The sequence below is a fragment of the Streptomyces sp. NPDC096152 genome, from assembly GCF_044763235.1.
Classification (GTDB): Bacteria; Actinomycetota; Actinomycetes; order Streptomycetales; family Streptomycetaceae; genus Streptomyces.
In genome coordinates this window covers 239962-256767 of the sequence record NZ_JBIWFW010000010.1, presented here as the reverse complement: position 1 = coordinate 256767, position 16806 = coordinate 239962, and the positions used below count along the sequence as shown (strand labels likewise).

General features: G+C 72.7%; 12 protein-coding genes. 2 read left to right on the top strand and 10 right to left on the bottom strand.

All coding sequences use genetic code 11. The features are described from left to right. Window positions 1–67: 67 nt before the first annotated feature. The 3 genes from ACIQ9G_RS31605 to ACIQ9G_RS31595 form a co-directional block, all read right to left on the bottom strand. A complete protein-coding gene (locus ACIQ9G_RS31605; protein WP_403616406.1) occupies window positions 68–1513 on the bottom strand; it encodes an aldehyde dehydrogenase family protein in 1446 nt (481 codons plus the stop codon). A gap of 166 nt (window positions 1514–1679) precedes the next feature. Further along, on the bottom strand, window positions 1680–3473 hold the full coding sequence (locus ACIQ9G_RS31600; RefSeq protein ID WP_403616403.1) for a PucR family transcriptional regulator: 1794 nt from the start codon (window positions 3471–3473) through the stop codon (window positions 1680–1682). Window positions 3474–3657: 184 nt separating this feature from the next. Next, window positions 3658–6108 (bottom strand): ATP/GTP-binding protein, encoded by a 2451-nt coding sequence (locus ACIQ9G_RS31595; RefSeq protein ID WP_403616400.1) that lies wholly within the window; start codon window positions 6106–6108, stop codon window positions 3658–3660. A 313-nt stretch (window positions 6109–6421) separates the two neighbouring features. Here ACIQ9G_RS31595 and gabT point away from each other — a divergent pair, with 313 nt between their 5' ends. Together gabT and ACIQ9G_RS31585 are read left to right on the top strand one after the other, a co-directional pair. Further along, window positions 6422–7756: a 4-aminobutyrate--2-oxoglutarate transaminase gene (gene gabT / locus ACIQ9G_RS31590; RefSeq protein ID WP_403616397.1), complete on the top strand. Its 1335-nt coding sequence runs from the start codon at window positions 6422–6424 to the stop codon at window positions 7754–7756. A 121-nt stretch (window positions 7757–7877) separates the two neighbouring features. After that, entirely contained in the window at window positions 7878–8804 is a 927-nt protein-coding gene (locus tag ACIQ9G_RS31585; protein WP_403616394.1) for a phosphatase PAP2 family protein, read from the top strand. Window positions 8805–8822: 18 nt separating this feature from the next. Here the strand turns inward: ACIQ9G_RS31585 and ACIQ9G_RS31580 are convergent, their stop codons facing one another. The 7 genes from ACIQ9G_RS31580 to ACIQ9G_RS31550 form a co-directional block, all read right to left on the bottom strand. Continuing rightward, on the bottom strand, window positions 8823–9275 hold the full coding sequence (locus tag ACIQ9G_RS31580) for a hypothetical protein (protein WP_403616391.1): 453 nt from the start codon (window positions 9273–9275) through the stop codon (window positions 8823–8825). Window positions 9276–9415: 140 nt separating this feature from the next. Next, window positions 9416–10843, bottom strand: coding sequence for an NAD(P)/FAD-dependent oxidoreductase (locus ACIQ9G_RS31575; RefSeq protein ID WP_403616388.1), 1428 nt, complete (start codon window positions 10841–10843; stop codon window positions 9416–9418). A gap of 30 nt (window positions 10844–10873) precedes the next feature. Further along, a complete protein-coding gene (locus ACIQ9G_RS31570) occupies window positions 10874–11674 on the bottom strand; it encodes an ABC transporter permease (RefSeq protein ID WP_356191264.1) in 801 nt (266 codons plus the stop codon). Next, the gene (locus ACIQ9G_RS31565; RefSeq protein WP_403616386.1) at window positions 11675–12604 is read right to left on the bottom strand and encodes an ABC transporter permease; all 930 of its coding nucleotides are present in this window, start codon (window positions 12602–12604) and stop codon (window positions 11675–11677) included. Then, complete coding sequence (locus ACIQ9G_RS31560; protein ID WP_403616383.1) at window positions 12604–13767, bottom strand: ABC transporter ATP-binding protein; 1164 nt, start codon at window positions 13765–13767, stop codon at window positions 12604–12606. The genes ACIQ9G_RS31565 and ACIQ9G_RS31560 overlap by 1 nt, the downstream gene beginning before the upstream one ends. Continuing rightward, window positions 13764–15011 carry a spermidine/putrescine ABC transporter substrate-binding protein gene (locus ACIQ9G_RS31555; RefSeq protein WP_403616381.1) on the bottom strand — a complete coding sequence of 416 codons (1248 nt, stop codon included), beginning with the start codon at window positions 15009–15011 and terminating at the stop codon, window positions 13764–13766. The genes ACIQ9G_RS31560 and ACIQ9G_RS31555 overlap by 4 nt, the downstream gene beginning before the upstream one ends. A gap of 141 nt (window positions 15012–15152) precedes the next feature. After that, window positions 15153–16691, bottom strand: a complete 1539-nt coding sequence (locus ACIQ9G_RS31550) for a gamma-aminobutyraldehyde dehydrogenase (protein WP_403616378.1) — start codon at window positions 16689–16691, stop codon at window positions 15153–15155. Window positions 16692–16806: the final 115 nt, after the last annotated feature.

Sequence of the window (16806 nt, the reverse complement as noted above, 5' to 3'; positions counted from 1 at the left end):
CCGCCCCCGGCACCACGCGACCGTCATGATGACATCCGCGTCGGGGCGCCGGGGGCGGAAGGCGGGATCAGAGCGCGAGACCGGTCAGGACGAGGACCCGCTCGTAGGTGTAGTCGTCCATCGCGAACCGCACGCCCTCGCGGCCCACGCCGGACTGCTTGGCCCCGCCGTACGGCATCTGGTCGGCGCGGTAGGACGGGACGTCGCCGACGACCACGCCGCCGACCTCCAGGGCGCGGTGGGCGCGGAAGGCGGACTGCAGGTCGTGGGTGAACACGCCCGCCTGCAGGCCGTACTTGGAGTCGTTGACCGCGGCGAACGCCTCGGCCTCGCCGTCCACCTTCTGCACGGTGAGGACGGGCCCGAAGACCTCCTCGCAGGAGATCGTGACCTCGGCCGGTACGTCGGTGAGGACGGTCGGCGCGTAGGTGGCGCCGTCGCGCTCGCCGCCGGTGAGCAGGGTGGCGCCGGCCTCGACGGCCTCCGTCACCCAGGAATCCACGCGCCGGGCGGCGTCCTCGCTGACCAGCGGGCCGACGTCGGTCTTGTCGTCGGCGGGGTCGCCGGTGACCTGTGCCTCGACGGCGGCGACGATGCGCGGCAGCAGCCGGTCGTAGACGGCGGCGTCGGCGATCACGCGCTGCACCGAGATGCAGGACTGGCCGCCCTGGTAGTTGGAGAAGGTGGCGATGCGGGTCGCGGCCCGGTCGAGGTCCTCGTCGCTCGCCCAGTCGGCGAGGACGACGGCCGCGCCGTTGCCGCCCAGCTCCAGGGTGCAGTGCTTGCGCGGCACCGAGTCCATGATCGCGTAGCCGACCTTCTCCGAGCCGGTGAAGGAGATGACCGGAAGGCGCTCGTCCTGCACCAGCGCGGGCATCCGGTCGTTGGCGACCGTCAGGATGCTCCAGGAGCCGGCGGGCAGGTCGGTCTCGGCGAGCAGCTCGCCGAGGATCAGGCCGGAGAGCGGGGTGGCCGGGGCCGGCTTGAGGATGATCGGGGCACCCGCGGCGATGGCCGGGGCGACCTTGTGGGCGCACAGGTTCAGCGGGAAGTTGAACGGCGCGATGCCGAGGACGACACCCTTCGGGAAGCGGCGGGTGAGCGCGAGGCGCCCCTGGCCGCCGGCGTCGGTGTCCAGACGCTGGGCCTCGCCGCCGTTGAACCGCCGGGCCTCCTCGGCGGCGAACCGGAACACGGAGACGGCGCGGCCGACCTCGCCCCGGGCCCACTTGATCGGCTTGCCGTTCTCGGCGGAGATCAGCTGCGCGATCTCCTCGGTGCGCTCGGCCAGCCGCGTGGCGACGTGGGCCAGGGCGGCGGCGCGCACGTGCGCCGGGGTGGCGGCGAACTCGTCCCGCACGGCGTACGCGGCGGCCACGGCCTCCTCGACCTGGGCGTCGGTGGGCACGCTCACCTTGCCGACCAGGCGCCCGTCCCACGGGTTGGTGACGTCGAAGGTGTCCTCGCCGGTGACCTGGCGGCCGGCGAGCCAGAAGGCGTGGTTGGAAGTCATACGAGTCCCGGCCCTTCCGCGTTGAGAGGTGTGTTCTTGGCTTGCGGGCTCCACGGTAGGGCGGGCCCGGCCGGGGGTCGTTTGTCCGACCCGTAGCAGTGGCGGGCGGGGACGCTACGAATTGGCCTACGGCCTCCGGGGCGCCGGTCGCTCCGCGCGGCCGGGCTCACTCCGTCGAGGTCGCCTTCAGGGCCAGCCAGAGCTCCATCCGGACGTCCGGGTCGTCCAGGGAGCGGCCGAGGATCTCCTCGACCCGGCGCATGCGGTACCGCAGGGTGTGGCGGTGGACGCCGAGGTCGGCGGCGGCCGCGTCCCACTGGCCGTGCCGGGAGAGCCACGCCCGAAGGGAGGCCACCAGGTCCCCGCGGCCCGTCGCGTCGTGCTCGTACAGCGCCCGCAGCAGCCCGTCCGCGAACGCGCGCACCGCGTCGTCGGCCAGCAGCGGCAGCACCGAACCGGACGCGACCTGCTCGTGCTCCACGCACACCCGGCCGCGCCGCCGCGCCACCGACAGCGCCTGCTCGGCCTGCTTGTACGCCCCGGCGGCCGCGATGGGCCCGGCCGGCGCCGACAGCCCCACGACGAGCTCGTCCTCGTCGCCGCCGCCCGACTGCTCCCGTACCGCCGCGGCCCGGGCGGCCTCCAGCGCCGCCGCGTACTCCGTGCACGCCGCGACCGCCGCGCCGCCGTCCGCGGCCAGCACCACCAGCCGTTGCCCCTCGGGCACCACCAGTACCGTCTCACCGGACCGCGCGGCGGCCGCCTCCGCGACCTCGGCGAGTCCCGCGAGCGGGTCGCCCGCCCCGACCGCGACGGCGAGCACCCCTGCCGGGGCCACCGGCGCCGACCCCGCCCGCGCGGAACGGGAGGTGGAGGAGCCCGAAACGACAGAGGCGTCGGGCGCGGCGGGGCCCGGCGCGGGGGCGGCGGCCCCCGCCGCCGAGGCGGAAGCGGCGGAGGACGGTGAGGACGGCACGCGCGCGTGGGCGTCGGCGCGCGCCCGCGCGGCCGACGCCGAGGCGGACTCGGCGACGATCACCCGGAACGGGGCGTCCAGCAGACCGCCGTAGAGGTCGCCGGCGACGGCGCGGGCGTGGTCCGGCTGCCCGGCGAGCAGCATCCGCAGCACCGCCGCGCCGATCCGCTGCTCGGCCGCGTGCAGGGAGCGCGACCGCTCGGTGGTGAGCGTCAGCAGCGCGATGGCGGAGTGGACGGCGTAGCGCTCGGCGTTGCCGAGGGTCGCGGCCGTGCCGACGGCGAGCGCGGCGCGCGGGCGGCGCCCGGTGCCGATGGAGTGCAGCTCGACGCGGTCCTCCGTCTCGGGGCCGCCGACCACCGCGCTCGCGGGCGCGGGCCGGTCCCGCAGCCGCTCGACCTCCGCCGTGAGCCGGGCGGCCCGCCGCACCGCCCACTCCGGCGCGGTCGCGACGACGGCGCCCGAGGCGTCGTACAGCGCCGCCCAGCCGTCGACCTGGGCCGCGAGCGCGGCGAGCAGACCCTCCGGCCCGGCGTTCAGCGCCTGCCGGGTCAGCTCGCGCTGGGCGGCGAACCCCGCCGTGACCGACCGGTACTGGTCGGCGGCGATGGCCGCGGAGACGGCCTTGCTGATCGCGAGGAAGGGGGTGCGGCGGGGCACCTCCAGCAGCGGCAGGCCCTCCTCCTCGGCCGCGGCGACGAGCGCCTCGGGGATCTCGTCGTAGTTGACGCCGACGGCGAAGCCGAGCCCGACGACCCCCGCGCCGGCCAGCCGCTTCACGTAGCGGCGCATGGCCTCCGGGTCCTCCGCGTCCAGCTTCAGCGCGGTGACCAGCAGCAGCTCGCCGCCCTCCATGTACGGCACCGGGTCGGCGAGCTCGCTGACATGGGCCCAGCGGACGGGGACGTCCAGGCGGTCCTCGCCCGCGCGCACGGTCAGTTTCAGCGCCGAGTGGTGCACGAGCGAGGCGAGCGTCGGGGGCATGAGGCCTTCAGGTCTGCGGAGATCGGGTGATCATTGTGATCTTTTGGCCGTCTCGTATGAACGACCCATGCCGATTCTGCCTCACCGTACGGTCGCCGTGTGACCCTACGTACAGATGTCCGGTTCAAAAATGCACGACTTCAGATCCGGACCCTCTCGGAGCCGTACACCCGCCGACGGATCGTCACCCCCGCAGATCCACCAGCAGCGGCGGCGCGTGCTCGCCCCGCACGCTGGTGAGCGACAGCACCGCGTGGCCCGGCGGCACCTCGTGGGCCAGCTCGGACGCGGACCAGCGCTCCCGCTCGACCTGCTTGGTGGTCACGGCGTCGGTGGTGACGGCCTTGCCGGTGACCAGCTTGCGCAGCGCGTGCAGGGCCCGGGTCATGGGCTGGTCGGCGAAGACGGTGTGCTTGGCGACCTCCTTCGTCTCCACCCACGCGGTGCCCCAGGCGTGCGCGAACCGGCTGCCGTCCCAGGTGGTGACGCCGCACAGCGCCATGCGGCAGCCGACGGCGCCGAGCAGCGGGCCGTGCAGTGCCTCGGGGACGTCGGAGACGGTGCGCAGGGCGAGGACGACACCGGCGTTCTGGGAGCGCAGGCGCTGGATGCGGCGGACCGACTCCGGGGTCACGGTCCCGGTGGCGTCGTCGAGGACCAGGCAGGCGAAGTGCGGACGCCGCGCGTCCCGGACGACGCCGTGGAACTGCGCGAGGACGAGCCGGGTGATCAGCCGGCAGGCCTCCTCGTGCCCGCGCTCGGGCAGGTCGATGCGGACCCGCAGCGGATGGTGGGCGACCGCCCGCAGCGAGAAGGACCGTCCCGCGCCCCCGACGCCGAAGAACTCGGCGAAGGCCGGCCGGTCCAGCAGCGCCAGCCGGCCGGCCAGCGCCGGGCCCACGTCGGCGGCGGTTCCGGCCTGCCGCATCCGGGCGTCGAGTTCACGCCGCATCACGGTGTGCCCGTCGTCCGCCAGCGCCGCCCGCAGGGCCGCCAGCGCCCCCGGCTCGCCCTCGAGGAGCTCGCGCAGCACCGGCAGCGGCGGGAAGTGCCCGTGCACCTCCCGGTAGGGGCCGAGCAGCTGGGCGAGCGCGGTGACGGCGCCCTGGGTGCTCACCGTGTCCAGGTCGCCCGCCAGAGCCTCGGCGAGGAAGTCCGCGGCCTCGTCCGGGTCGTCGGCCTCCGCGTAGGGGTCGAGGTCGTGGACGGAGGCGGGGTCACCGATCCGCACCACCACGTCGTACGCCGTGTCCGGGCCCAGCGGGGCCCCGGCAGCGGAGACCGCGACGACCGCGCACCGCCCGGTGAGGGCCTGCAGCGCGAGCCCTTCGGTCACCGGCTCGACGACCTGGCGGGTCTTCCCGGAGCCGGGCGGCCCCACCAGCAGGAGGGAGGTGCCGAGGACGTCGGGGCCGAGGGCGGCGCCGGCGTCGTGGTAGTCGCGCGGCGCCCGCTCCCCGGGCACCCACCGTCCGATGCGCACCTGCTCCCCGAGGAGGTCGTGCCGTGCGGTGCGGCCGGGCAGGTCCCGGCTTCCCGAGGGGTGGACCCAGGCCGCCGCGCCCTGCCGCAGCACCGTGTCCGTGAAGGCGGCCAGGTCGCCGTCGCGCCGGGCCCGGGTCCAGGCGCGCTCCACACGGGCGCAGTCCACGTCGTTCATCCGGCCGCCGGCCACCTCGGCGGTCAGCACGTCGGCCGCCTCGTCCCGGCCGGCCCGCCTGAGTTCCGGCCACTGGGAGCGGGGCAGCTCCGCGGCCGGCGCCGCCGCCGGGTCCGCGGCGCTCCGGCGGCGCGCGGCGGCCTCCTTGGCGTAGGCCCACCAGCCGCCGAGCCGGGCGAACGGCCACACCACCAGGAGGGTGACGGCCGTGTAGAGCCCGTCGGTGAACAGCTGCGAGGCGAACAGGTCGTAGCCGCCCGAGAGCAGGACCACGAGGGAGAAGACCGGGTCGACGACCGGCAGGGGGTCCCAGCCGGCGCCCGGGAAGGCCCCCGGGAAGACGAGGCTCAGCACGGCCAGGGCGCCGGCCGCGGCGCACAGGGCCCGCGCGGGCTGCGGGCGGCGGCCGACGAAGTGCCGCAGGACGTCGGCCCAACTGCCCAGCCGGCCGACGGCGAGGACGAGCACACCGAAGAAGACGCCGTCGTAGACGACCAGGGCCTCGCGGCCCTCCATGCCCTTGGGCGAGACGGTTCCGCCCCACCACCAGTCGGCCGGCGTGAACAGCTTCAGCACGGCCCACTCGTACGGCAGGGCGCCCTGCCGCCACAGCGACCACACGAACAGCGCCACGACCAGCGGGACCAGGAGGCCGACGACCGTGATCGCGGGAAGCCGGTCCGGGCTGCGCGCGCCCTTCGGGGGGCGGTAGCCGAAGCGCCAGACGCCGGTCGGGGCGTCGGGGCGGGACTCGTCCAGCCAGGCCGCCACGGCCGACACCGGGCCCGGGTGCCGCGCGGACCCGGCCGCGCCCGGGGCGTGCTCCCGCCCCGCCGTCCCCGGGCCGTACGCCGGGTCCGGCGCGCCCGGGGGCCGCGCGGGCCGCGGCGGCGTCGCGGGAGCGTCCCGCGGCACCGCCGGGCGCGGCACGGGGTTCGCGTGCGTACCCCGGGCTTCCTGCGTCCCGTCGTCCATCGCCCTTGCCCCCTGACCTGCCGTTCCGTCCACCATCAGCGAGTCAATCTAACGCCCGGGCAAGGGGAGTTCACCGATTGCGCGGCAAGCCGCGCGACAATTCGTCCCGCCCGGGACCCCGCACCTCTATGTCCACGGCGGACAACCCCGGCCGCCGACAACGCCCACATGGAGCATGCCCACCCCTCTCCCACCCACCTAGCCTGCGAGAAAAGAAGGTATGCGTCCGCAAAACGCCCCGCCCGGAACGTCCCGGTCCGCCGGTGCCGGGCACGCCGGACCGTCCGGTACGCAAGATCATCAGGGAGTCCCCATGACCGCACTTCCGCAGGAGCGCCGCGTCGTCACCGCCATCCCCGGCCCGAAGTCGCAGGAGCTGCAGGCCCGCCGTCTCGCCGCGGTCGCGCAGGGCGTCGGCTCCACGCTGCCGGTCTTCGTCACCCGCGCGGGCGGCGGTGTCATCGAGGACGTCGACGGCAACAGCCTGATCGACTTCGGCTCCGGCATCGCGGTGACCTCCGTCGGCGCCTCCGCCGAGGCCGTCGTACGCCGTGCCTCCGCGCAGCTCGCCGACTTCACCCACACCTGTTTCATGGTCACGCCGTACGAGGGCTACGTGGCCGTCGCCGAGGCGCTGGCCGAGCTCACGCCGGGCGACCACGCCAAGAAGTCCGCGCTGTTCAACTCGGGCGCCGAGGCCGTCGAGAACGCCGTCAAGATCGCGCGTGCGTACACCAAGCGCCAGGCTGTCGTGGTGTTCGACCACGGCTACCACGGCCGGACGAACCTGACCATGGCGCTGACGGCCAAGAACATGCCGTACAAGCACGGCTTCGGCCCGTTCGCCCCCGAGGTCTACCGCGTCCCGGTCGCCTACGGCTACCGCTGGCCGACCGGCCCGGACAATGCGGGCCCCGAGGCCGCCCAGCAGGCCATCGACCAGATCACCAAGCAGGTCGGCCCGGACAACGTCGCCGCCATCATCATCGAGCCGGTGCTCGGCGAGGGCGGCTTCATCGAGCCGGCCAAGGGCTTCCTGCCCGCGATCCGCCGGTTCGCCGCCGACAACGGCATCGTCTTCGTCGCCGACGAGATCCAGTCCGGCTTCTGCCGCACCGGCCAGTGGTTCGCCTGCGAGGACGAGGGCATCGTCCCGGACCTGATCACCACCGCCAAGGGCATCGCGGGCGGTCTGCCGCTGGCCGCCGTCACCGGCCGCGCCGAGATCATGGACGCCGCGCACGCGGGCGGCCTCGGCGGCACCTACGGCGGCAACCCGGTCGCCTGCGCCGGCGCGCTCGGCGCGATCGAGACGATGAAGGAGCTCGACCTCAACGCCAGGGCGAAGAACATCGAGGCGATCATGAAGGCCCGCCTGGGCGCCATGGCCGAGAAGTTCGACATCATCGGCGAGGTCCGCGGCCGCGGCGCCATGATCGCCATCGAGCTGGTCAAGGACCGCGACACCAAGGAGCCGAACCCGGAGGCGACCGGCGCGCTGGCCAAGGCCTGCCACCAGGAGGGCCTGCTGGTCCTGACCTGTGGCACCTACGGCAACGTGCTCCGCTTCCTGCCTCCGCTGGTGATCGGCGAGGACCTCCTCAACGAGGGTCTCGACATCATCGAGCAGGCGTTCGCGCGCATCTGAGCTGCCCTGTCGCACGTCTGACGGGGCGAGCGGCAGAGCGTGTGAAGAAGGTGTGCGGGGTGGATGGCGGGAGGCGATTCCCGCTGTCCTCCGGCGATCCGCTGCCGTAGCTTCTACCCAGATGAGAGATACACCCCGCTCACAGGGGACTGTGGGCGGCCTCAGGCCGGGGCCTCCCCAGCTTCAGCCTGGTCGTGCCCTCGCGCACACAACCGGGGCCCGTGGCTCCGGGTCTCCTCACCGATCGGACAGTCGCCCGCCCCAGACCCCCCGGGGCGCGCGGCGTTCCGGTCAGAACGGCCGCCTCGGAACCACCCCCCCTGTTCCGGGGCGGCCGACCTTTCTCCGGGCGCTCTCCCTCTTCTTCTTCCTTCTCGGTCTCCCGGCCGCCCTCTTCGCGCTGATCACCTGGCAGGTCGTCGCCGACGGCCCGCTGCTGCGCGTGGACGAGCGGGTCAGCCGGGCGCTGCTGCACCCGGACCGCTTCTCGGAACTCCTCGCGGACCTCGGCGGCGCCCAGGTGGCGGTCCCGGTCCTGGTGGCCGTCCTGGCGTACGCGGCCCTGCGGGGCCGCGCCACGGGCGCGGACCGCTGGTGGGCGGCGCCCGCCGTGGCGGCCGTGCCGATGGCCCTGGTCCCGGCGCTCGTCGTCCCCCTCAAGGCCCTCACGGCCCGCCACGGCACCCCGGTCATGCCGCCCGGCGTCGGCTACTACCCCTCCGGGCACACGGCCACCGCCATGGTGGCCTACGGGTCCGCGGCCCTGGTCCTCCTCCCCCGGCTGCGCACCCGGCGCGCCCGCCGCACGGCCGCCGCCGTCTGCGCCGTCCTCGTGCTCGGCGTCTCCTACGGCCTGGTCCGGCGCGGCTATCACTGGCCCCTGGACGTGGTCGCGAGTTGGTGCCTGTCCGCGGTGCTGCTGTCGCCGCTGTGGCTGCTCGCCGGCCGGAACCGCCGTCGCCCGTCCTGCGGCACCCTCCCCTCCCGCACCGGTCCGGGCCGGCCGGACGCGACCGACGCCCGCGTCACCCGGCCCGAAGAGCGGTAGCGCGAGGGGCCGTCGCGCTCACCGGGCCTCTCCCGCGGCCAGTCGGGCCGCCGCCTCGTGCATCGCCAGTTCCAGCAGTGCCGGATCGGTCAGGGTGCCCGAGCCGTCCGGCGGGACCAGCCAGCGCATGCCGCCGGTCGTCCTGCCCGGGTACGGCACCACGATCCAGGTCCCGGGCCCCGCGGTGCGGATGCCGGTGCCCAGCCAGCGGGCCGCGGTGCCCGGCGGCACCAGGAACCCCGCCCGCTCGTCACCGAAGCCGGCCAGCACGGGGCCGAGCCGGTCCAGGACCCCGGTGAGGACGTGGAGCGTGGCGTGACCGAGCGGGCCGGGCAGGATCAGTACGTCCCAGCCCTTGCCGACGGGCAGCAGCGCGACCCCGCGGGGGTCGCGTTCCCACTGCCGGCGGCAGGCGCGGGGATCCGGCGCGACCGATGCCAGCCAGTGGACCGCCGTCTTCGCCCCAGTCATGAGAGGACCTCCCTTGCTCCCGTGGACGCGGGTCGCGTCATGTGGGAGAGGGAGGTCCACGGCCCGCATTACGCGGGTTCCGGCCGCTCGTGGGAGTGAACCGGATCACAGCCGGCTGCCGGGCTCCGGGCCCCCGGCGCTCAGCTGTCGAAGCCGAGGCCCAGCCGGTCCATCGCCTTCAGCCACAGGTTGCGCCGCCCGCCGCGTGCGTCGGCGCGCGCCAGCGACCACTTGGTGAGCGCGATACCGGTCCAGGCGAAGGGCTCGGGCGGGAAGGGCAGCGGCTTCCTGCGGACCATCTCCAGCGCGGTGCGCTCGGTGCGCTCCCCGGCGAGGAGGTCGAGCATCACGTCCGCGCCGAAGCGGGTGGCGCCGACGCCCAGGCCCGTGTATCCGGCCGCGTACGCCACCTTCCCCCGGTGGGCGGTGCCGTAGAAGGCCGAGAAGCGGGAGCAGGTGTCGATCGCCCCGCCCCAGCCGTGCGTGAAGCGCAGCCCCTCCAGCTGCGGGAAGCAGGTGAAGAAGTGCCCGGCGAGCTTGGCGTAGGTCTCCGGGCGGTCGTCGTACTCGGCGCGCACCCGGCCGCCGTAGGGGTAGACGGCGTCGTAGCCGCCCCACAGGATCCGGTTGTCGGCGGACAGCCGGAAGTAGTGGAACTGGTTGGCGCTGTCGCCGAGCCCCTGGCGGTTCCTCCAGCCGATCGACGCCCTCTGCTCGGCGGTGAGCGGCTCGGTCATCAGGGCGTAGTCGTAGACCGGGACGGTGTACGAACGGACCCGCCGGACCAGGTTCGGGAAGACGTTGGTGCCGAGCGCGACCCGGCGGGCGCGCACCCGGCCGTACGGGGTGCGTACGGCCATGCCGGCGCCGTAGGGCCTCAGGGTGAGCGCCGGGGTGTGCTCGTAGATCCGCACACCGAGCCGCGCGCAGGCGCGTTTGAGTCCCCAGGCCAGTTTGGCCGGGTGGACCATGGCGACACCGCGGCGGTCCCACAGGCCGGCCTCGAAGGTCGGTGAGGCGACCTGCGCGCGGACCGCGTCCCGGTCGAGGAACTCGACGCCCCCGTCGAGCCCCCGGCGCTCGAGTTCCGCGTACCAGTCCCGCAGCTCCCGGGCCTGGTACGGCTCGGTCGCCACGTCGATCTCGCCGGTGCGCTCGAAGTCGCAGTCGATGCCGTGGCGGGCGACCGCCTCCTCGATGGCGTCGAGGTTGCGGGCGCCCAGCTCCTCCAGGGTGCGGATCTCGTCGGGCCAGCGGCTGAGTCCGTTGGCCAGGCCGTGCGTGAGGGAGGCGGCGCAGAAGCCGCCGTTGCGGCCCGAGGCGGCCCAGCCCGCCTCGCGGGCCTCCACCAGCACCACGTCCGTGTGGGGGTCGCGCTCCTTGGCGAGGAGCGCGGTCCACAGTCCGCTGTAGCCGCCGCCGACGACCAGCAGGTCGCAGGTCTCGGTGGCGGTGAGCGCGGGCTCGGGGCGGGGCCGGCCGGGGTCGTCCAGCCAGTACGGGACCGGCTGGGCTTCGGAGAGAGAGGTGGTCCAGTCGTTGGTACGGCTCATGGCGCTCGGGGCCATGATGTCAACTCCCCACAGGGTTCCTTCCGCTCACGCCTTCTGCCGGGCGCGGCGGTTTCCGATGACCGTCGAGGCCAGGACGAACAGGACGGCGACGACGAACATCGCCGTACCGATGACATTGATCTGGACGGGCGTGCCGCGCTGTGCCGAGCCCCAGACGAACATGGGGAAGGTGACGGTCGAGCCCGCGTTGAAGTTGGTGATGATGAAGTCGTCGAAGGAGAGCGCGAAGGCGAGCAGCGCGCCGGCGGCGATACCCGGTGCCGCGATCGGCAGGGTGACCCGGACGAAGGTCTGGAAGGGTCCCGCGTACAGGTCCTGCGCGGCCTGTTCCAGCCTCGGGTCCATCGACATCACGCGGGCCTTGACGGCGGTGACGACGAAGCTGAGGCAGAACATGATGTGGGCGATCAGGATCGTCCAGAAGCCCAGCTGGGCGCCCATGTTGAGGAACAGGGTGAGCAGCGAGGCGGCCATGACGACCTCGGGCATCGCCATCGGCAGGAAGATCAGCGAATTCACGGCGCCGCGGGCGCGGAAGCGGTAGCGGACCAGCGCGAAGGCGATCATCGTGCCGAGGACGGTGGCGCCGATCGTCGCCCACACGGCGATCTGAAGGCTGATCGCCAGCGAGCCGCACAGGTCGGCGACGCCGCACGGGTCCCGCCAGGCCGCGGTGGAGAACTGCTGCCACTCGTAGTTGAAGCGGCCCTTGGGCTTGTTGAAGGAGAACACCGTGACGACGACGTTCGGCAGCAGGAGATAACCGAGCGTCAGAAGTCCGGCGATGACGACGAGATGGCGCTTGAGCCAGTTGACGAAGGCCATTTAAACCAGATCCTCCGTACCGGACTTGCGGATGTAGAGGGTGACCATGAGGAGGATCGCGGCCATCAGGATGAAGGAGAGGGCCGCGGCCGTCGGATAGTCGAGGATCCTCAGGAACTGCGTCTGGATGACGTTGCCGACCATGCGGGTGTCGGTGGAGCCGAGCAGGTCGGCGTTGACGTAGTCGCCGGCCGCCGGGATGAAGGTCAGCAGCGTGCCGGAGACCACGCCCGGCATCGACAGCGGGAAGGTGACCCTGCGGAAGACGGTGGACGGCTTGGCGTACAGGTCGCCCGCCGCCTCGTGCAGGCGCGGGTCGATGCGCTCCAGCGAGGTGTACAGCGGCAGGATCATGAACGGCAGGAAGTTGTACGTCAGACCGCAGACCACGGCGAGCGGGGTGGCCAGCACGCGGTCGCCCTGGGTCCAGTCGAGCCAGTTGGTGACGTCCAGGACGTGCAGCGCGTTGAGGGCGCCCACGACCGGGCCGCCGTCCGCGAGGATCGTCTTCCAGGCCAGGGTGCGGATCAGGAAGCTGGTGAAGAACGGCGCGATCACCAGGATCATGATCAGGTTCCGCCAGCGGCCCGCGCGGAAGGCGATCAGATAGGCGAGCGGGTAGCCGAGCAGCAGGCACAGGATCGTGGCGGAGGCCGCGTAGAGGACCGAGCGCACGAACTGCGGCCAGTACTGGGACAGCGCGTCCCAGTAGGTGGCGAAGTGCCAGGTGACCTTGTAGCCCTGTTCCAGGGAGCCCGTCTGCACGGACGTGGAGGCCTGGTAGATCATCGGCAGCGCGAAGAAGACCAGCAGCCAGAGGATGCCGGGCAGCAGCAGCCAGTACGGGGTCAGGCGGCCCCTCTTGCGCGGGGGCTTCTTGGCGGGGGCGGCCGGGGCCAGGGGCGGCGGCGCCTCGGTGACGGCGGCCATCAGGCGGCGTCCTCCTCGACCGTCTCGACACCCGCGTCGATGTCCTGCGCCGCGTCGAGCCCGAAGGTGTGGGCCGGGTTCCAGTGCAGGACGACCTCGGCGCCGGGGACCAGCCGGGCGTCGCGGTCGATGTTCTGGGCGTAGACCTCGAACTCGGGGCAGACGGGGCTGTCGATCACGTACTGCGTGGAGACGCCGATGAAGCTGGAGTCGGCGATCCGGCCGGTGATGCGGTTGCGGCCGGTGGGGATCTCGCCCGCGTCGTCGGCGTGGGTCAGGGAGATCTTCTCCGGTCGGACGCCGACCAGCACCTTGCCGCCGGTGGACGTCGGCGCGGAACAGCGCGCCTCGGGCAGGGTCAGCTTGCCGCCGCCGGCCTTGAGGACGATCTCGTCGCCGCTCTTGGCGTCGACCTCGGCCTCGATGAGGTTGGAGGTGCCGAGGAAGTTGGCGACGAACGTGGTCTGCGGGTTCTCGTAGAGGTCGGTGGGCGAGCCGAGCTGCTCGACGCGGCCCGCGTTCATCACGGCGACCGTGTCGGCCATCGTCATGGCCTCCTCCTGGTCGTGCGTGACGTGGATGAAGGTGATGCCGACCTCGGTCTGGATGCGCTTGAGCTCCAGCTGCATCTGGCGGCGCAGCTTGAGGTCCAGGGCGCCGAGCGGCTCGTCGAGGAGGAGCACCTTGGGGTGGTTGATCAGCGCGCGGGCCACGGCGACGCGCTGCTGCTGGCCGCCGGAGAGCTGGTGCGGCTTCTTGCGCGCCTGCTCGCCGAGCTGGACGAGCTCCAGCATCTCCTCGACCTGCCTCTTCACCGACTTGACGCCGCGGCGGCGCAGGCCGAAGGCGACGTTCTCGAAGATGTCGAGGTGCGGGAAGAGGGCGTAGGACTGGAAGACCGTGTTGACCGGCCGTTTGTACGGCGGCAGGTGGGTCACGTCCTGATCGCCCAGGTGCACGGTGCCGGAGGAAGGTTCCTCCAGGCCGGCGATCATGCGCAGGGTGGTGGTCTTGCCGCAGCCGGAGGCGCCGAGCAGGGCGAAGAAGGAGCCCTGCGGCACGGTGAGCTCCAGGGGGTGTACGGCGGCGAAGCTGCCGTAGGTCTTGCTGATCCCGGAGAGGCGGACGTCGCCGCTGGTGTCTGTCGTCATCATGGTCGTCACGCCCCTGTGAGCTTCGCGAACTTCTCTTCGTAGGCCGTCTCTTCCTTCTGCGTCAGTGAGCGGAAGGCGTGGGACTTGGCGGCCATGGCCTTGTCGGGAATGATCAGCGGGTTGTTCGCAGCGTCCTTGTCGATCTTCGCGAGGTAGGGCTTCACGCCGTCGACGGGAGACACGTAGTTGATGTAGGCGGCCAGCGCGGCGGCCTGCTCGGGCTCGTAGTAGAAGTCGATGAGCCGCTCGGCGTTCGTCTTGTGGCGCGCCTTGTTGGGGACCAGCAGGTTGTCGGTCGACGTCAGGTAGCCGCTGTCGGGGATGACGAAGTCGACGTCCGGGCTGTCGGCCTTGAGCTGTACGACGTCACCGGCCCAGGCGACGCAGGCGGCGAAGTCGCCCTTGGTGAGGTCGGACGTGTAGTCGTTGCCGGTGAAGCGGCGGATCTGGCCCTTGTCCACGGCCTTCTGCAGCCGGGCTATCACCGCGTCGAAGTCGTCGTCGGTGAACTTCGCCGGGTCCTTGCCCATGTCGAGCAGGGTCATGCCGATGCTGTCGCGCATCTCGGACAGGAAGCCGACGCGCCCCTTGAGCTTGGGGTTGTCGAGCAGGTCGGAGACGGACTTGACCTCGATGCCGTCGAGCGCCTTCTTGTTGTAGGCGATGACCGTGGAGATGCCCTGCCAGGGGTAGGAGTAGGCGCGGCCCGGGTCCCAGTCCGGGTTGCGGAACTGGGCCGACAGGTTGCTGTAGGCGTGGGGCAGGTGCGACGGGTCCAGTTTCTGGACCCAGCCCAGGCGGATCAGGCGGGCCGCCAGCCAGTCGGTGAGGACGATGAGGTCGCGGCCGGTGTCCTGGCCGGCGGCGAGCTGCGGCTTGATCTTGCCGAAGAACTCGTTGTTGTCGTTGATGTCCTCGGTGTACTTGACCTGGATGCCGGTCCGCCGGGCGAACGTCTGCAGCGTCGGGTGGTGCTTGCCGCTGTCGTCGACGTCGATGTACTCGGTCCAGTTGGAGAAGTTGACGACCTTCTCCTCGGCCGAGTGGTCCTGGCTGGTGCCGGTGCCCTGGGTCTTGCCGGCGGCGGGGATGCCGCAGGCGCTCAGCGCCCCGATTCCGCCGACCGTGAGCGCGCCGCCCGCGGAGGCGCGCAGCAGCGAACGGCGGGTGAGGGAGGCCCGGCCGTTGCGGAAGCTGCGCCTCATGGCGGCCGCTTGGGCCGGTGAGAGGCGGTCGGGCTCGTACTGCTCCATGCGCGTGGTGCCCTTTCGAGAGGGTGGATCGAGTCGAGAGGGTGGTTCGAGTTCGGCGGCCGGTCGTGCCACCCGGCGGCAGCCGGAAACCGGCTACCGCCGGGCGGCCGGTCGTGCCACCCGGCGGCAGCCGGAAACCGGCTACCGCCGGTCCCCGAAGATCGTGCGGTGCCAGTCCTTCCTGGCCACCGCGGTGTTGTCGAACATCACGTGTTTGATCTGGGTGTACTCCTCGAACGAGTACGTTGACATGTCCTTACCGAAGCCGGACTGCTTGTAGCCGCCGTGCGGCATCTCACTGATGATCGGGATGTGGTCGTTGACCCATACGCAGCCCGCCTTGATCTCCCGGGTCGCGCGGTTCGCCCGGTAGACGTCACGGCTCCACGCGGAGGCGGCCAGACCGTAGGGGGTGTCGTTGGCCAGCCGGATACCTTCATCATCACTGTCGAACGGCAGAACGACCAGCACCGGGCCGAAGATCTCGGCCTGGACGATCTCACTGTCCTGCGCCGCGTCCGCGACCAGGGTGGGGCGGTAGTACGCGCCCTCCTTCAGCTCCCCCTGCGGGACCTCGCCGCCGGTGACCACGCGCGCGTAGGCGCGGGCCCGGTCGACGAAGCCGGCGACCCGGTCGCGCTGGACGTGCGAGATCAGCGGGCCGAGATCGGTGCCGGGGGCGAAGGGGTCGCCGAGCCGGACGGTCTCCATGAGGGCGGCCGTCCGTGCGACGAACTCCTCGTAGAGCGGCCGCTGCACATACGCGCGCGTGGCGGCCGTGCAGTCCTGCCCGGTGTTGATGAGCGCGCCCGCGACCGCGCCGTGCACCGCGGCCTCCAGATCGGCGTCGTCGAAGACCACGAAGGGGGCCTTGCCGCCGAGCTCCAGGTGCAGGCGCTTGACGGAGGCGGTGGCGATCTCGGCGACGCGCCTGCCGACGGCCGTGGAACCGGTGAACGAGGTCATGGCGACGTCGGGGTGGGCGACCAGACGCTCGCCGGCCTCCAGGCCGGTGCCGGTGACGATGTTGACGACGCCGTCCGGGATCCCGGCCTCGGTGGCGGCCTGGGCGAACATCAGCGAGGTCAGCGGGGTCAGCTCGGCGGGCTTCAGGACGATGGTGTTGCCCGCGGCGATCGCCGGGAGGATCTTCCAGGCGGCCATCTGGAGGGGGTAGTTCCAGGGGGCGATGGAACCGACGACGCCGACGGGCTCGCGGCGGACGTAGGAGGTGTGGTCGCCGGAGTACTCACCGGCGGACTGGCCCGCCAGATGCCGGGCCGCGCCCGCGAAGAAGGCCGTGTTGTCGACCGTGCCCGGGACGTCGAACTCCCGGGTCAGCTTCAGCGGCTTGCCGCACTGGAGGGACTCGGCGCGGGCGAGGTCCTCCCCGCGCTCGGCGAGCACGGCGGCGAAGCGGTGCAGCGCGTCCGAGCGCTCGCCCGGCGTGGCGCCCGACCAGCCGGGGAACGCCGCGCGGGCGGCGGCGACGGCGGCGTCCACGTCCGCCGTCCCGGCCAGCTCGTACCTGAGGACCTCCGCACCGGTGGCCGGGTCGACCACCGCGTGGGTGCGGCCCGAGGTGCCCTTGGTCAAGCGGCCCGCGATGTACTGCGCGCCCTCCGCGAATCGTTCCTGTGCCGGGAATCGGTCCGGGGTGGCGTTGCCCGGGTTGTGCATGTCGCTCTCCTCCGCCGTCGCCCCGCAGTCCACGGGGGCGGCTGGCGTAGCTCCAGCTCGATTTGAGTGCCGATCCTGACAGAGCCATGGGACCTCAACAAGTGATTCCGTTGTT